The 14942-nt window shown below is 67.7% G+C and carries 13 protein-coding genes and 1 pseudogene; 7 read left to right on the plus strand and 7 right to left on the minus strand.

Annotated features, from left to right (window positions below):
- The first annotated feature begins 119 nt into the window (after nt 1-119).
- From CJ022_RS13170 to CJ022_RS17275, 3 genes are all read left to right on the plus strand, one after another.
- A complete protein-coding gene (locus CJ022_RS13170; protein ID WP_101927088.1) occupies nt 120-1739 on the plus strand; it encodes a POT-type proton-dependent oligopeptide transporter in 1620 nt (539 codons plus the stop codon).
- Between the two features lie 29 nt (nt 1740-1768).
- On the plus strand, nt 1769-2383 hold the full coding sequence (locus tag CJ022_RS13175; RefSeq protein ID WP_233198765.1) for a rhomboid family intramembrane serine protease: 615 nt from the start codon (nt 1769-1771) through the stop codon (nt 2381-2383).
- Between the two features lie 91 nt (nt 2384-2474).
- Entirely contained in the window at nt 2475-3476 is a 1002-nt protein-coding gene (locus CJ022_RS17275) for a hypothetical protein (RefSeq protein ID WP_199171547.1), read from the plus strand.
- Nucleotides 3477-3527: 51 nt separating this feature from the next.
- Here the strand turns inward: CJ022_RS17275 and CJ022_RS17125 are convergent, their stop codons facing one another.
- Nucleotides 3528-3695 carry a hypothetical protein gene (locus CJ022_RS17125; RefSeq protein ID WP_158238423.1) on the minus strand — a complete coding sequence of 56 codons (168 nt, stop codon included), beginning with the start codon at nt 3693-3695 and terminating at the stop codon, nt 3528-3530.
- Nucleotides 3696-3927: 232 nt separating this feature from the next.
- On the opposite strand from CJ022_RS17125, the gene CJ022_RS13185 reads away from it, so the two are divergent.
- The 3 genes from CJ022_RS13185 (at nt 3928) to CJ022_RS13195 (ending at nt 5899) form a co-directional block, all read left to right on the plus strand.
- The gene (locus tag CJ022_RS13185; RefSeq protein WP_101927089.1) at nt 3928-4197 is read left to right on the plus strand and encodes a GNAT family N-acetyltransferase; all 270 of its coding nucleotides are present in this window, start codon (nt 3928-3930) and stop codon (nt 4195-4197) included.
- A 273-nt stretch (nt 4198-4470) separates the two neighbouring features.
- Nucleotides 4471-4680: a cold-shock protein gene (locus CJ022_RS13190; protein WP_101927090.1), complete on the plus strand. Its 210-nt coding sequence runs from the start codon at nt 4471-4473 to the stop codon at nt 4678-4680.
- A gap of 397 nt (nt 4681-5077) precedes the next feature.
- Entirely contained in the window at nt 5078-5899 is an 822-nt protein-coding gene (locus tag CJ022_RS13195) for a DUF3298 and DUF4163 domain-containing protein (protein ID WP_101927091.1), read from the plus strand.
- A gap of 15 nt (nt 5900-5914) precedes the next feature.
- Here the strand turns inward: CJ022_RS13195 and CJ022_RS13200 are convergent, their stop codons facing one another.
- Together CJ022_RS13200 and CJ022_RS13205 are read right to left on the minus strand one after the other, a co-directional pair.
- Nucleotides 5915-6781: an NAD-dependent protein deacetylase gene (locus CJ022_RS13200; protein ID WP_101927092.1), complete on the minus strand. Its 867-nt coding sequence runs from the start codon at nt 6779-6781 to the stop codon at nt 5915-5917.
- A 76-nt stretch (nt 6782-6857) separates the two neighbouring features.
- Nucleotides 6858-9122 (minus strand): M3 family metallopeptidase, encoded by a 2265-nt coding sequence (locus CJ022_RS13205; protein ID WP_101927093.1) that lies wholly within the window; start codon nt 9120-9122, stop codon nt 6858-6860.
- A gap of 133 nt (nt 9123-9255) precedes the next feature.
- Here CJ022_RS13205 and CJ022_RS13210 point away from each other — a divergent pair, with 133 nt between their 5' ends.
- Nucleotides 9256-9741, plus strand: coding sequence for a glutathione peroxidase (locus CJ022_RS13210; RefSeq protein ID WP_101927094.1), 486 nt, complete (start codon nt 9256-9258; stop codon nt 9739-9741).
- A 31-nt stretch (nt 9742-9772) separates the two neighbouring features.
- On the opposite strand, the gene CJ022_RS13215 is transcribed toward CJ022_RS13210, so the two are convergent.
- The 4 genes and pseudogenes from CJ022_RS13215 to CJ022_RS13230 all read right to left on the minus strand — a co-directional run bounded on the left by CJ022_RS13215 (nt 9773) and on the right by CJ022_RS13230 (nt 14849).
- Complete coding sequence (locus CJ022_RS13215) at nt 9773-10195, minus strand: universal stress protein (protein WP_158238424.1); 423 nt, start codon at nt 10193-10195, stop codon at nt 9773-9775.
- 45 nt (nt 10196-10240) lie between these two features.
- A complete protein-coding gene (locus tag CJ022_RS13220; RefSeq protein WP_101927096.1) occupies nt 10241-11035 on the minus strand; it encodes a ferredoxin--NADP reductase in 795 nt (264 codons plus the stop codon).
- 163 nt (nt 11036-11198) lie between these two features.
- A pseudogene (locus tag CJ022_RS13225) lies at nt 11199-12799 on the minus strand (ABC1 kinase family protein).
- 241 nt (nt 12800-13040) lie between these two features.
- A complete protein-coding gene (locus CJ022_RS13230; RefSeq protein WP_101927097.1) occupies nt 13041-14849 on the minus strand; it encodes an ABC transporter ATP-binding protein in 1809 nt (602 codons plus the stop codon).
- Between the last annotated feature and the right edge of the window lie 93 nt (nt 14850-14942).

The raw sequence follows: 14942 nt of genomic DNA on the forward strand, positions 1-14942 counted from the left end.
CGGTGGCGGCGAGCCGCCGGGTCGGCCGGCACTTGCCGCGTCCGACGCGCTGCGCTAGCCGTCGGCGCGCTCGCGCGATCGGGTACGCTTCGCCGCTTCGCACCCTGTCCGGACCGCCGATGACGACTGCGCCGACCCCCGTGGGCAAGATGCCCCGCCAGATCTCCTACATCATCGGCAACGAAGCCTGCGAGCGCTTCAGCTTCTACGGGATGCGCAACATCCTGGTGCCGTTCCTGATCAGCTCGGTATTGCTGGGCTACCTGCCGGCGGGGCCGGACCGCGACGGCGCCGCGAAGGACATCTTCCACACGTTCGTGATCGGCGTGTACTTCTTCCCGCTGCTCGGCGGCTGGCTGGCGGACCGCTACTTCGGCAAGTACCACACCATCCTGTGGTTCTCGCTGATCTATTGCGCCGGCCATGCGTGCCTGGCGGCGTTCGAGAACAACGCGACCGGCTTCTACACCGGCCTGTTCCTGATCGCACTGGGGTCCGGCGGCATCAAGCCGCTGGTGGTCTCGTTCTGCGGCGACCAGTTCGACCAGACCAACAAGAGCAAGGCGAAGGTGGTGTTCGACGCCTTCTACTGGATCATCAATTTCGGTTCGTTCTTCGCGTCGTTGCTGGCGCCGCTGTTCCTGCGCCACTACGGGCCGGCGGTCGCGTTCGGCATTCCCGGCATCCTGATGTTCATCGCGACCTTCGTGTTCTGGCTGGGCCGCAAGCAGTACGTCAACGTGCCGCCGTCGCGACACGATCCCCACGCGTTCTTCGAGGTCGTCAAGACCGCGCTGCGCACCGGCCGACAGGGCGAGGGCAGGCCCGGCCTGGTGATCGCGGTGCTGGGCGTCGTGGTCGCGACGCTGATGCTGGCGCTGTGGGCCCTGTCGGCGACGGTATCGCTGCCGTGGTGGCCGACCGATTTCGGTTTCGTCATCACCGCCTGTCTGGCGCTCGGCGTGATCATCGGCCTCGGCGGCTGGGGCGCGTCGGTGCAGCTCGAGCGCGCGCGCGGCGCGCATCCGGACCTCGCCGTCGACGGCGTGCGCGCGGTGCTGCGGATCCTCATCGTGTTCGCGCTGGTCACGCCGTTCTGGTCGCTGTTCGACCAGAAGGCGTCGACGTGGATCATCCAGGGCCGGGAGATGGTGATCCCGCATGGCGCGGCGTGGTGGCCCAGCTGGCTGATCCAGGACGCGGCGCAGATGCAGGCGCTGAATCCGCTGCTGGTGATGCTGCTGATTCCGTTCAACAACCTGGTGCTGTATCCGGCGCTGCGCCGGCTGGGCTTCGAGCCGACCGCGCTGCGGCGCATGGGCTGGGGCATCGCGACTTCCGGCGTGTCGTGGATCGTCGCCGGTGCGCTGCAACTGTGGATCGACGGCGGCGAGCAGGTCTCGATCGCCTGGCAGTCGTTGCCGTATCTGCTGCTGACCTTCGGCGAGGTGCTGGTGTCGGCGACCGCGCTCGAGTTCGCGTACAGCCAGGCGCCGCACGCGATGAAGGGCGTGATCATGGCGTTCTGGTATCTGACCAGCACCTTCGGCAGCCTCTGGGTGCTGTTGACCAACGCCGGCGTGCGCAACGACACGGTGACCGGCTGGATCGCCGTCAGCGGGCTCAGCGAGAACGCGTTCCTGATGTTCTTCTTCGCTGCATTCGCCTTCGTCGCCGCCGCCGCGTTCGCCGCCTACGCGCGGCGGTACCCGATGCAGGACAATTACCGCGTCGCCTGACCGGCCACGTTCCCGAGGATGCAAGCGCGATGAATTTCGGACCCATGACCCTGCTGCTGATCGCCGTGACCGTGCTGGTCTCGTGGCAGGCGTTCCAGAAGCCCAAGCTGCTCGGCCGGCTGATCCTGTGGCCGCCGGCGATCGACCGGCACCGCCAGTACGACCGCCTGCTGACGCACGGCTTCATCCATGCGGACTGGCAGCACCTGCTGTTCAACATGATCACGCTGTTCTTCTTCGGCGCCGGGATCGAGCGTGCGTTCGCGCCCTACATCGGGCCGGTCGGCTTCGTGCTGTTCTATCTGTCGGCGATCCTCGTCGCGATCCTGCCGACCTACCTGCGGCACCGGCACGATCCCAACTACCGCAGCCTCGGCGCGTCCGGCGCGGTCTCGGCCGTGCTGTTCGCGTCGATCCTGATCAATCCCTGGTCGCTGCTGCTGGTGTTCTTCATCCCGATGCCGGCGATCGTGTTCGGCGTGCTCTACATCGGCTACAGCATCTGGATGGACAAGCGCGGCGGCGACAATGTCAACCACAGCGCGCATCTGTGGGGCGCCGGCTACGGCATCCTCTTCACCGTGATGATGGAGCCGCGCGCACTCGGCGCCTTCCTCGAACGCCTGTCGTCGCCTTCGTTCTGAGGCGTGGCGGTCGAGCGTGCAGCGCCGATCACCGGGCGTGCATGGAATGCGTGATAAGCCTTGGGGCACATCCCACCGATGGAGTGCATCCATGGCCGTGACCCGCGCGAAAGCGACCTCCCTGCTCAACGCCACCGAAATGGGGCTCTACGACGCCAGCCGCGCCAACGCGCTGCGCGGACATTCCGAAGCGCAGCTGGCCCGACTGGTCATCCGTGCACGCACTGCACGCGATCGCGCCCGCGATCTCGAGAAGCGCCAGAAGCTGGCGCTGCGCAAGCAGACCGGCAGCAAGACCGGGCGTAGCGGACAGGCGAACGCACGCTCGGGCGAGAAGGCGGAACTGCTCGGCGACATCCTTCAGCGCCTCGACGCGCAGCACAAGGAAACGGCCAAGGCGGCGCGCACGGAGCGCCGGACAGCGGGCGCTGCGAACGCCTCGAAGGTGAGCGCGAAGAAGCCGGCGGCGAAGAAGGCCCCGGCCAAGAAGGCGACCACGAAAAAGGCCGCTCCGAAGAAGGCGACGAAGAAGACCACGACGACAACGTCAGCGACGCCTGGGTCGACTTCGAAGAAGGCCATCGCGAAGAATGTCCCGGCAAAGAAAGCCGCCGCCAAGAAGGCACCAGCGAAGAACGCCGTCTCGACGTCCGCCACGAAGCGGGGCGCGAGCAGCAAGACCGCGGCGACCAAGAGGCCCGCAAGAAAGGCGACGGCAAGCAAGACGGGCGACGGGACCAGCGCAACACGCCAGGCGACCAAGCCTGCGGCGCCGGTGTCCCGGGTAGCGACAACCGCGAGTGCCCGCAAGGCGGCCACCGGCAAGACGGGCGGCATTTCCCCCAAGAAGGCGCTGGCCAATACCCGCAAGCTGCTCGATCAGCACAATGCCGAAGCGCGCGCGCCCAAGCCGTGGCAACAGATCGATGAGGGCAGCACGAGCATGCCGGCACCTGGCTACCAGTCCACGCAGGCGGCGCAGAAGGCGCAGGAACTCCATGCGGCCGAAAGTCGCCTGGCCTCGATCCAGGGCAGCGTCAGTACGCGAGACCGCAAGAACCAGGGCAAACGCGATCACCGCAACGAGAGCTGAGGCGGGCGGTCGCCCCACCGTCGGAGCGCCGGCACGCGCCGGCGGTCCCACTCAGTGCGGGGCGTCGCCGGAACCCGCGTAGGCCTGCCGCAGGCGCTCGTGGATCAGATGATCGAGCTGGGCACATTCGGTGCTGTCGCTTTCGCCCAGACGCACGAGTTCGCACAGGCGTTCGAGCGCGTCCTGCGAATCGGTGGACCGCCTGTCTCCGTCACCCATGGCACGCTCCCGCGCTGGTTCTGCATCAGGTCGATGCACATGAACGCCGCAGGTTCCGTGCCAGAGCAGGGGCGCCGCCGCGCCGAGCGGGGTGCCGGAGCGCGTCCGCGATCTGCCGCATTCCGGCGCCTCGACGTGACGCGGTGCGTCAAGATTCCCGACCCGGTCGCGGCGTGGCAGCCGCCATCGCGTCCCGGTTTTCTCTCCCGATCCATTTGAAGGAATCCACCCGATGCCAGATCCCGAGATCCGCCACGACGCCTCCCATCACCTCTTCGAACTCGAGGACGACGGCCATCGTGGGCACCTGGAATACCGCGTCGGAGGCGGTGCACTGGACATCCTGCACACGATCGTCGAACCCGCGATCGGCGGCCGCGGCCTGGCCGGCCGGCTGGTCGAAGCCGCTCGTGCGCACGCGACTGCGGCAGGATTGCAGCTCACCTCGAGCTGCACCTACGCCTCCGATTACCTGGACCGGCACCCGGACGCTTCGCCCTGAGGAACTGCACACAACCACGGATCGTGCCAGCCTCGCGTATTCACAATTTTTTCCTGAATTACGGTATTGTTCGCGAACTGTTCAAGGCCGGGATCACGGTACATCGTGGCTCCGATGCGGTAGATCCAACCGCTGTACGGCCGGTTTCCGGTCGGGACGATCCGCTCCATCGCTTTCGCGTTACCCCTTGCTCGACAGTCGCGGCACCACGTCACCCAAAACAGACGGTGGCTGCCGTGTTCCCATGACCAAACTGCTTCAAGGAGTAACACCATGAGTGATCGTCAGAGCGGCACCGTCAAGTGGTTCAACGATGCCAAGGGCTTCGGCTTCATCACCCCGGAAAGCGGCCAGGACCTGTTTGTCCACTTCCGCTCGATCCAGGGCACCGGCTTCAAGTCGCTGCAGGAAGGCCAGAAGGTCACCTTCAAGGTCGTCCAGGGCCAGAAGGGCCTGCAGGCTGACGAAGTGCAGCCCGAGTAAGTCGCCGCACACGTTGCACGGAAGGCCCCGGACGGAAACGTCCGGGGCCTTTTCTATGGCGGGGTGCCGCGCTTGCTCGGGAAATAACAGGCGCGAGTTTGGCCCGGGCGGGGGGCGGGACTGCTGTCCATGCCGCTGCGCACGGGGCCCGAACGTAGACCTGTGGTCGGCACGCGCATGCCATCGATTCCTCGCCGCAATCCGCGTCCGAGCGTGCGGCCCTCCGCTCCGATCGGTCCAGCGGCGCTTGCCGGGTCCGTCCTAGACCGTTGGCTTCGAGCGAACCGGTTTCAACAGCTGCGACAGGCCTGCGCTCGTCACGGAAGCGGCACAGCCGCATCGTTATTTTTTCATTCGAATTCGCGTTGGACGCCGCACCGCGGCAAGGATCCCTGTCATGAAACGGATGTTGTTGTGCCTGCTGTCGCTCGCGCTCGTCGCGTGCCAGCGGGACGTCCCGCCGGCGCCCGCGCAGGCGCCGGTCGCCGATACGTCGCCCGACCCGTCGGACATCGCGCCGCTGCCGGACGCCGTGCCCGAGCTGAAGGACGTCGTGGAGATGGACGCGCGCTACATCATCGGCATCACCTATCCGCCGGAGTCGAACCGCTATCCGGGCCTCGCCGAGGCGCTGCACCGCTACGCCCAGTCGGCGCGCGACGAGTTGATGGAAGCGGTGTCGGGCGCCGAGCTGCAGCCCGGCGCGATGTACGACCTGTCGCTGAGTTTCAGCGTCGTCGCCGACACGCCCGAGGTGCTGGCGATCGCGGCGGACGGCAGCACCTACACCGGCGGCGCGCACGACAATCCGCTGATCGAACGCTTCTTCTGGCTGATCGACGACGAGACCCTGCTGCGGGCCGACGACCTGGTCGGCGACACCGGCGACTGGTCGGCGATTTCGGGCTACGTGCGCGAGCAACTGCACGCGGCGTTGTCGCAGCGGATCGACGCCGACGAGATGGCGCCCGAGGAGCGGAGCCGGCTGATGCGATCCGCCGGCAAGATGATCGACGAGGGCTCGGAGCCCGATGTCGAGAACTTCCAGCAGTTCGAACCGATGCTCGGCGCCGGGGGCAAGCTGGCCGGCCTGCGCTTCGTGTTCCCGCCCTACCAGGTGGGCCCGTATTCGGACGGCATCCAGACCGTCGAGGTCCCGGCGGCGGTGCTGCTGCCGCACATCGCCGAGCGCTATCGCGGCCTGTTCGTCGGCGGCTGAGCGCCCGGGAATGCCTCAGCGTTCCGGGGCAAGCGCGTCGCTCAGTGTGTCGCCGGTGTCCGCATCGAGCTTCAGCGTGGCGATCGCGTCCGCACGGGTGACGCCGCGCGTGAGGATGGCGAGCGGGAGGCCCGCCTCGGCTGCCATCCGGGCGAAGCGGTAGCCCGAATACACCATCAGCGACGAGCCGACGACGAGCACCGCATCGCTGGCCTGCAGCGCCTGCTGCGCCTGCAGGAAGCGCTCGCGCGGCACGTTCTCGCCGAAGAACACGACGTCGGGCTTCAACAGCCCGCCGCAACGCGGGCAGTGCGGCGGGCGGTACTGCGCTTCGGCTGCGGCCGCGATGTCGGCGTCGCCATCCGGCGCGTGGAGCGCGGCGCCCGGCGTCCAGTCGGGATTGGCGTCGCGCATCCGCGGCTGCAGCGCGTCGCGGTGCTCGCGATGCGCGCAGGACAGGCAGCCGACCCGGTCCAGCCGGCCGTGCAGATCGATGACGGCCTGGCTGCCGGCCGCCTGGTGCAGCCCGTCGACGTTCTGGGTCAGCAGGGTGCGGACGATGCCCTGGCGCTCCAGAGCGGCGAGCGCGAGATGCGCGGCATTCGGGCAGGCGGCCGAGAACCGCGGCCAGCCGACATGGCTGCGCGCCCAGTAGCGCCGGTACACCGTGGGATCGGACACGAATGCCTGCCAGGTCACCGGTGCCGGTCGCTTCCATGCACCGGCTGCGTCGCGATAATCGGGAATCCCGGAACCGGTACTGACGCCGGCCCCGGTCAAGGCGAACACGCGACGATGCGCACCGAGCCAATCGCGCAGGTGGGCGGCCGCGCCGCTGCCGGTATCTGCGGTGGAGACGGGTTCGACGGAGGCGGTCAGCATCCGGCCATGCTACGCGCGCCCCAACGAAAACGCCCGGTCGAAACCGGGCGTCGTCTTCGTCACTGCGCGGTGCGGTTTACTGCGTCGCGTCCGCCGGATCCGGCGCGAGACCGCGCTTGATCAGCAGCGGCTCGATCTTCGGCTCGTGGCCGGTGAAATCGACGAACAGCTGCTTGGCATCCTTGCTGCCGCCCTGCGACAGCAGCGTGCTGCGGAAGCGGTCGCCGTTCTCGCGCGTCAGGCCGCCGTTCTGCTCGATCCACTGGACGGTGTTCGCGTCCAGCACTTCCGACCAGATGTAGGCGTAGTAGCCGGCCGCGTAGCCACCGTTGATGTGGCTGAAGTACGGCGTGCGGTAGCGCGGCGGCACCGGCGCGTAGTCGAGGCCGGCGGCCTTGAGCGCGGCGGCTTCGGTGGCCATGACCTCGGATCCCGAGGGCAGCTGGTCGGCCGGCAGCTGGTGCAGGTACTGGTCGAGCATCGCCGAGCCCAGGTATTCCGTGGTCGCGAAGCCCTGGTTGAACTTGGCGGACGCCTGCACCTTCTCCAGCAGCTCGGCCGGCATCGGCGCGCCGGTGCGGTAATCCTTGGCGTAGTTCGCCAGCACTTCCGGCCAGTCGGCCCACATCTCGTTGACCTGCGACGGGAACTCGACGAAGTCACGCGGCACGCTGGTGCCGCTGAAGAACGGGTACTTCACGTCCGAGAACATGCCGTGCAGCGAGTGGCCGAACTCGTGGAACATCGTCGTCACTTCGTCCCAGGTCAGCAGCGTCGGCTGGCCGGCCTGCGGCTTGGGGATGTTCTGGTGGTTGGCCGTGACCGTCAGCGTGCCTTCCAGCTCCGACTGCGACACGTACGAGTTCATCCACGCGCCGCCACGCTTGGAAGCGCGCGCGTAGGGATCGTAGATGAAGATCGCCAGCTGGCTGCCGTCTTCGTTGAAGACGTCGTAGGTCCAGGTGTCGGGGTGGTACTTCGGCAGGTCGGTCCGCTCGGGGAAGGTCAGGCCGTAGAGCTTGGTCGCAGCGAAGAACACGCCATTCTCGAGCACGTTCTTCATCTCGAAGTAGGGCTTGAGCTGCGCGTCGTCGAAGCTGTACTTGTCCTGGCGGACTTTCTCGGTGTAGTAGGCCCAGTCCCACGGCTCGAGCTGGAACGTCGGCTCGCCCTTGGCCGCCTGTTCTCGGTCGATCATGGCCTGCAGTTCGGCGGCTTCGAGCTTGGCATTGGCGACGGCGGCCGGTGCCAGCTGGCCCAGCATGTCGTTGACGGCCTCGACGGTGCCGGCGGTCGAATCCTCGAGGATGAAGGTCGCCTGGTTCGGGTAGCCCATCAGGTTCGCGCGTTCGGCGCGGAGCTTGAGGATCTCGGCGATGACCTCGGTGTTGTCGTACTGGTTGCCACGGCTGCCGCGGGCGACGGAGGCCTTGTGGATGCGCTCGCGCAGCTCGCGGTTGTGGATCTGCGGCAGGGGCGGCTGGCCGGTGGTGTTGAGCAGGGTGATGACGTACTTGCCCTCGAGGCCGCGCGACGTCGCTTCTTCGGCGGCGGCGGCGATCTGGCCTTCGCTCATGCCATCGAGCTCTTCGACGGTGTCGACGACGACGGCCGAATCGTTGACTTCGTTGAGCACGTTCTGGCTGAAGGTCGTGCCGAGCTTCGCCGACTCGGCGTTGATGCGGCGCATCTCGTCCTTCTGCGCTTCGGTCAGGTTGGCACCGGCGCGGACGAACATGGTGTGGTAGCGCTCGACGAGGCGCTGGCCCTCGGCGTCGAGGCCCAGGTCACCGACGTTCTTGTAGAGCGTGTCGACGCGGGCGAACAGCGCCGGGTTGAGCATGATCGCGTCGCGGTGCGCGGCGAACTTGGGCGCGTAGTCGGCGTCGATCTTCTTGCGGGCGTCGTTGGTGTCGGTGCCGTTGAGGGCGCCGAAGATGCGACGGGCACGCGACAGGACTTCACCGGACGTCTCCAGCGCGATGATCGTGTTGTCGAAGGTCGGCGCTTCGGGATTGTTGGCGATCGCCTCGATCTCTCGCAGGTTTTCGGCCATGCCCGCATCGAACGCCGGCGCGAAGTGCGCGTCCTGGATCTGGTCGAAATGGGGATAGCGGAGGTCCAGCGTGCTCTCGACGAACAGCGGATTGTCGGAAGGCTGGCGGTCCGACATCGACGTGCTGGCGGCGGGCGCCGGGGTGCCGGTGGACTGGGCGAAGGCGGGCAGCGCGGAGACGGCGAGGGCGGCGCACAGGGCGGCGGCGAGCGGGTGCTTCAGCAAGAGGACTCTCCAGTGGACTTGACTCCCTAGGCTAGCCGATCGGGCGTGAGCACGACCCATGCCAGAAGGCCCGTACGCAAATCGCGTTCGAGATCATGGATTTGAGCCGATGTATTCAAGTGGATTGTGACGCTGCGATCGCTTCCGGGCCGGGAAGCGGCACAATCGCGGCTCCCCGCTCGAGGCCCGGCCGATGACCACGCTCCACGATTTCAGCATCACCACGCTCGATGGCGCGCCGCTGCCGCTCGCGGGGTACCGGGGCCAGGTCGTGCTGATCGTCAACGTCGCCTCCCGCTGTGGTTTCACGCCCCAGTACGCAGGCCTGCAGCAGCTGTGGCAGGACTACCGGGAGCGTGGTCTGGTCGTGCTGGGCTTCCCCTGCGACCAGTTCGGCCACCAGGAACCCGGCGACGCGGCCGAGATCCGCGCGTTCTGCTCGCTGCGATACGCCGTCGACTTCCCGATGTCCGCCAAGATCGACGTCAACGGCGCCGGCGCCGATCCGCTGTGGGCCTGGCTGAAGGCCGAGAAGGGCGGCTTCCTCGGTCTCGACGCGATCAAATGGAACTTCAGCAAGTTCCTCGTCGGCCGCGATGGCCGGGTGCGCCGGCGCTATGCGCCGACGGTCGCGCCCGACGCCCTGCGGGCCGACATCGAGGCGGCGCTCGCCGACTGACGGGCGGGCGGGCAATGCCGCTGCGCAGCGCTCAGCGGACGATCGTCACCGGGATCGAGGTCTGGGCGATGACCTTGCTCGACACCGAGCCCAGCAGCACGCCCTTGACCGCGCCGCGGCCGTGCGAGCCCATCACCAGGAGGTCGACCTTGCGCTTGGCTGCGACCGCCAGGATGGTCTCGGCGATCTCGCCTTCGGCGCGGACTTCCTCGACCGGCACCTGGGTGCGGCCCAGCGCCTTGCGCGCGATCTTCAACGCGTGCTCGTGGTTGTCGGCGTGGTAGCTCTGCACCGCTTCCTTGCCGATACGGCGCTCCACGCCGGGGAAGATCGGCGGATCCACGTGCAACACGGCGACGCTGGACGCCGTGGCGGATTGCTTGGCGAGCTTCAGGGCGAACTTGAGGGCCCGCGAACTGATGTCGCTGCCGTCGACGGTGACGAGGATCTTCATGGGCCGCTCCGGTGGAAGTCGCATCGAGTGTACGGCCTGCGTCGGCTATTTCTCGACGAACGCCCGCTCGAACACGTAGTGCCCCGGCGTGCCGATGCGGGGCGCGGCCTCGAAGCCGCGGCGATCGAGCAGCTGGCGGAAATCGGCCAGCATCTGCGGGCTGCCGCAGATCATCGCGCGGTCGTGGGCGGGGTCGAGCGGGGGCAGGCCGAGGTCGGCGGCCATGCGGCCGCTGTCGAGCATCTCGGTCAGGCGGCCGCGATGGTCGCGCCCGGCGAACGCGAAGGGCTCGCGGGTGACCGCCGGGTAATACAGCAGCTTCTCGGCGATCTGCTCGCCAAGGAACTCGTGCTGCGGCAGTTCGTTGACGATGTAGTCGCGGTAGGCGAGATCCCGGGCCGTGCGCACGCCGTGGGTCACGACAATGCGTTCGAAACGCTCGTAGGTCTCGGGATCCTTGATCAGCGACAGCCACGGCGCGAAGCCGGTCCCGGTGCCGAGCAGGTACAGGGTCCGGCCCGGCAGCAGGTCGTGCAGCAGCAGCGTGCCGGTCGGCTTGCGGCCGATCAGCACCTCGTCACCGGGACGGATGCGCTGCAGGCGCGAGGTCAGCGGCCCGTTGTCGACCTTAATGCTGAAGAACTCCAGCTGCTCCTCCCAGTTCGCGCTCGCGATCGAATACGCGCGCAGGATCGGCTTGGCCTCGGTCTGCAGGCCGATCATCACGAACTGGCCGTTGTCGAAGCGGAAGCCGTCGTCGCGGGTCGTGGTGAAGCTGAAGTAATCGTCCGTCCAGTGACGGACATCCAGCACCGTTTCGGTGCCAAAGGCAGCGGACATAAGGGGAGGGTGTCGAACAGAAGGCGCCATCATACCAGAGCGATGAGAGCGGTTCTCATCTCGATGGGTTCCGGTGCCCCCGGTCGCGCAGCGCGCTCGTGCGCGATGGGGTAGCGGGACGGATCACGCCGGCGCGCACATGCGCACCGACGCGATCCCGCGATCAATGCGGACCGCGCTCCTCGTCCGGCTTCGCCCGCTTGTCCCCGAGCAGGGCACTGAGCACGATCGCGATGCCGAGCCCGGCGCCCGTCACGAACAGCAGCAGCGCGATCGCCGGGTACCCGAGCAGGCGCGGACCGCCCTCGTTGTCCATCATCAGCGCCGACGCGAGGATCAGCGCGGCGGTGACGATGCCGGCCGCGATGCGGTTGGCGATCTTGTGCATGCTTTCGAACAGGTGCGATTCCTCGAGCCCGGTCAGGCGGACCCGCAGCCGGTTCTCCGACAGCAGCGACAGCACGTTCGACACCTTGCGCGGCGCGTCGCGCACCAGCTCCTGCATGTCCATCATCTCGCTGGCGAGATTGGCCGGCGACAGCGACTTGCGCAGGCGCTGGCGCATCATGTTCTGCAGGTGGTCCTCGACGACCCGCTTCATGTCGAGCTCGGGGTCGAGCACCTCGACCACCGCAGGCTCATCTCCGGCGCCGTGCGCAGGCCGCAGGCCGTCGCCATGCGCACCAGGTCGAGCATCAGCCGGCCTTCCGACTGGCCGGTGACGCCTGAGCGCGCGGCGTAACGGGCGACCATCTGGCCGACATCGCGGTAGTAGCGCTCCTCGTCGAAATCCTCCAGGCGCGTGCCCAGGGCGATGCCCTCGGCGGCGACCTGCTCGCCACGGCCGTCGACGGCGGCGAACAGCAGTTTCAGCAGTCGCTCGCGGGTGCGCGGCGGCACGTGCGCCACCATGCCCAGATCGAGCAGCGCCAGGCGACCGTCGCGGGTGTAGAGCAGGTTGCCCGGGTGCGGGTCGGCGTGGATCTCGCCGTGGACGAACACCTGGTCCAGATAGCCGTGCAGCAGCGCCGTCGCGACCGGCACCATGTCGTGCTCGGTGCGCTGCAGGCCGGTGATGTCGGTGACCTTGGTGCCCTTGACCAGCTCCATCGTCAGCAGACGCGGCCGGGTCAGGTCCCAGATCGGCTTGGGCACGAACAGCATCGGGTAGTCGGCGAAATGGGCGTCGAACCGGTCCAGGTTCTCGGCCTCGATGCGATAGTCCAGCTCGGCCAGCAGGGTGCGGCGGAACTCGTGCACCCAGTCGGCGAAGCGGATGCGCCGGCCGATGTCGGTGACGCGATCGACGCCCCCGGCCAGGCGCGCCAGCGAGTCGAGATCGTCGCGGATCTGATCGATGATGCCCGGCCGCTGCACCTTGACCGCGACCTCGCGTCCGTCGCGCAGCGTCGCCCGGTGCACCTGCGCCAGCGACGCGCTGCCCAGCGGGGTCTCGTCGAAGGTGTCGAAGACCTTGCTGATGCGGACCGCGACGTCGTCCTGCATCCGCTCCAGCGCGGCGAGGTAGGCCGGCGGCACCATGTCGGGCCGGGTCGACAGCGCCTGGCCGATCTTGATGAAGGTGGGGCCCAGCGCTTCGAGATCGTCGACGAAGGCCTCCGGCTTGCCGTCCTCGGTGGTGTCCGCATCGCCTATGGCGGCGGCATCCGCGTCGAAGCCGCTGAGGACGCCCGCCTGGCGGTACTTGATGAGGAAGCGCAGGATCTGGGCATTGCGCGCGATCGCGCGGCTGGTCTCGGTCATCGATGGCACTCCGTTCGTGGCCGCCAGCCTACGCAGGCAGGCGTCAACGGCGACTCACGGGATCGCAGGTGGTGGGCGTCGCAACGGATCGACGTTGCACGAAGGGAGTCGCGCACACTCCTATAGGCGACGATCGCCTTCGTCTTCAGCACCGCGATTGTAAGAGCGCGCTCGCGCGACATGCCTCAGCTCAAACGCGCGTGCGCGTGACGTCATCCGATCGGACACCCGCGCAAGCCCGTCAGCGATATCCTGCCGCCTGCAGCTCGAACAGCTCGGCGTAGCGGCCGCCCTGGGCCATCAGTTCGGCATGCGTGCCGCTGGCCTCGATGCGCCCCTGCTCCAGCACCAGGATGCGGTCGGCCATGCGCACGCTGGAGAAGCGGTGCGAGATCAGGATCGCCGTGCGCTCTTCCGCGGTGGGTTCGTCGAGGATCATCACCTGTGCCTCGCGCATGTAGGCGCGGGCGATGGCGATCTTCTGCCACTGGCCGCCGGACAGGTCGACGCCGGTCTTGAAGCGGCGGCCGATCAGCTGGTGGTAGCCGTCGGGCAGGCCGGCGATGAGGTCGTCGGCCATCGAGCGCCGGGCGGCGTCCTGGATGCGCGACGCATCGCCCATGGCCTCGATGCGGCCGACGCCGATGTTCTCGCCCGCGGTCAGGTGGTAGCGCACGAAGTCCTGGAAGATCACGCCGGTGTTCGCGCGCAGCGCGTCGAGGTCGTACTCGCGCAGGTCGCGGCCGTCGAGCAGGATCCGGCCCTCGTCGGGGTCGTACAGCCGCGCCAGCAGCTTCACCAGCGTGGTCTTGCCGGCGCCGTTCTCGCCGACCAGGGCCAGCACTTCGCCGGCCTGCAGGGTGAAATCGAGATGCCGCACCGCCCAGCGCTCCGCGCCGGGATAACGGAAACCCACGTTCTCGAACACGAAGCCGGTGCGGATCGGTTGCGGGAACGGCACCGAATCGGCGGGTGACGTGATCTCGGGTTCGATCGCAAAGAACGAGAACAGATCATCGAGATACAGCGCCTGGCCGGCGACCTGCGAGAACCCGACCAGCAGACTTTCCAGCAACTGGCGCAGTCGGCGGAAGCTGCCGGCGAGGAAGGTCAGATCGCCGATCGTGAAATCGCCGCGCACCGTGCGCCAGGCGATGTAGGCGTAAGCGACGTAGTAGCCCAGGGTGCCGAGCGCGGCCAGCAGCGTGCCCCAGATCGCGCGCCGTCGTGCCAGCGAGCGGTTGGCCAGGAAAAAGCCGTCGGCGAGCGTGCGGTATCGGTCGATCAGGAACCGGTGCAGGCCGAAGATCTTGACCTCTTTCGCCGTCTCCAGACTGGCGCCGGTCTGGCGCACGTATTCCAGCTGGCGGCGCTCGGGCGTCCACTGGAAGTTGAGCGTGTAGCCGAGCGCGTTGAAATGCGATTCGCCGATGAAGGCCGGGATCAGCGCGATCGCCAGCAGCAGGATCAGCCACGGCGCGTAGACCATCAGGCCGATGGCGAAACTCACCACCGTGATCGCATCCTGCACCTGGCCGAACAGCTGGCCCATCAGGTTCATGCGACCCATCGTCTGCCGGCGCGCGCGGTCGAGCTTGTCCTGCAGCTCGGGATCCTCGAAATCCTCGAGGTCGAGCGTCGCCGCGTGTTCCATCAGACGCACGCTGGTCGCGTTGGTGAACAGCTCCGACAGCAGATTGTCGGCGTAGCTGACCATGCGCCCGAGCAGATCGGAGCCGATCGCCAGGCCGAATTCCAGCGCGAGCAGCCAGGCCAGATGATCGAGCGCGCCGCCGTTCCACGCGGTGGCGAGATCGTCGAAGGCGATGCCCGCGCCGACCAGGCGGATCGCCTCGTCGATGATCAGCTTGCCGATGTAGAGCATCACCACCGGCAGGAACGCGCGGACCAGGCGCAGGCCGAGACTCAACAGGGTGAGGCCACGACTGGTGTGCCAGATCATGCGCAGGAACGGGCGCAGGTTGCGCAACGCGTCCAGTCGTTCGCGGAAGCTCGGCGTGGCGGATGCAGTCCTGTGCGCAGGGGTCATCCGGAGATTGTGCGCGATCCGGGGCCACGGGTGATGTCGACGGTGCCGTGGACCGGAGTCACGGCGGTGCGCCAGCCTGTGCGCGGCGCGCAG

It is taken from the genome of Luteimonas rhizosphaerae (genome assembly GCF_002849595.1).
GTDB classification, from domain to species: Bacteria; Pseudomonadota; Gammaproteobacteria; order Xanthomonadales; family Xanthomonadaceae; genus Luteimonas; species Luteimonas cellulosilyticus.